General features: G+C 45.8%; 1 protein-coding gene. It reads right to left on the bottom strand.

Annotation, left to right across the window (positions count from 1 at the left end; all coding sequences use genetic code 11):
- A partial coding sequence (locus tag R7Q48_RS25200; protein WP_318132870.1) for an alkaline phosphatase occupies positions 1–902 on the bottom strand: 902 nt, incomplete at its 3' end.
- Positions 903–973: the final 71 nt, after the last annotated feature.

Genomic DNA, 973 nt, shown 5'->3' with positions numbered 1-973 from the left:
GAGTGATCGGCGGTGACAACGAGCAAAGTGTCAGGATGAGCATCAACATACGCCTTGGCTAAAGCAATCGACTTAGCAAAATCATCCATTTCTGCCATCGCGCATGCTATGTCATTCGCATGACCGCACCAGTCGATTTGGCTTCCTTCGATCATGACGAAAAAGCCATGCTCTGAGCGCGATAATAAAGACAGCGCCTTGTTCGTCATCTTCTCGAGTCGGTTGGGATTCTCATCCAAAGCAAACGGAAATGCTTTGTCGGCAAACAACCCAATCGCAGGCAATGTTTGCAACGAAGGCAAGGTATCAAAATCCGTTACGTAGTGATAATCCTGCGTTTTAAATTCTTCAATCAGGTTTCTGTCTTCACGCTCAAAGTATCGAACACCACCACCAAGTAACAGATCGACGGGCAGCTTTCCATTTACTTTGTTATCCAAGTAGTCGTCTGCTATCTGATCATAATTACGACGAGATTCGTTGTGCGCGGCAAAGCTTGCGGGCGTCGCGTGGTTAATTTGCGAAGTCGCCACTAGAGCGGTTGTCATGCCCTGCTCTTTCGCTACTTCCAACATCGTTTTAACTGGCTTTTTATGGGTATCAACAGCGACGGCGCCATTGTAACTCTTTATGCCACTGCTTAAGGCCGTCGCGCCTGCTGCACTGTCAGTGACATAAGTATCATCATCGGGATAGGTGTGAGCCATGCCAACCAGTATCGAGTCAAAGACTGTAGGCTCAATCTGTTTAGTTTCTGGATTATCTTGATAATAACGGTAGGCGGTTGTGTAGGCAGGGCCCATTCCATCACCGATCATATAAATAATATTTTTCGGTGCTTCATTGGCGTGAACAAGCCCAGCCAGTAAACTGGCCGCAAGTAAAGAGTATCTGATTGTCATATTTCATCCATGAAAAAGTGACTGCGAATATAAGCCGTCACTTTAATTACTGTTTTGCTTACAAGTATTCA

Source organism: Vibrio sp. 378 (assembly GCF_033339435.1).
Note: the sequence above shows the minus strand (reverse complement) of the source record. Positions and strands in the feature narration are given on the sequence as shown.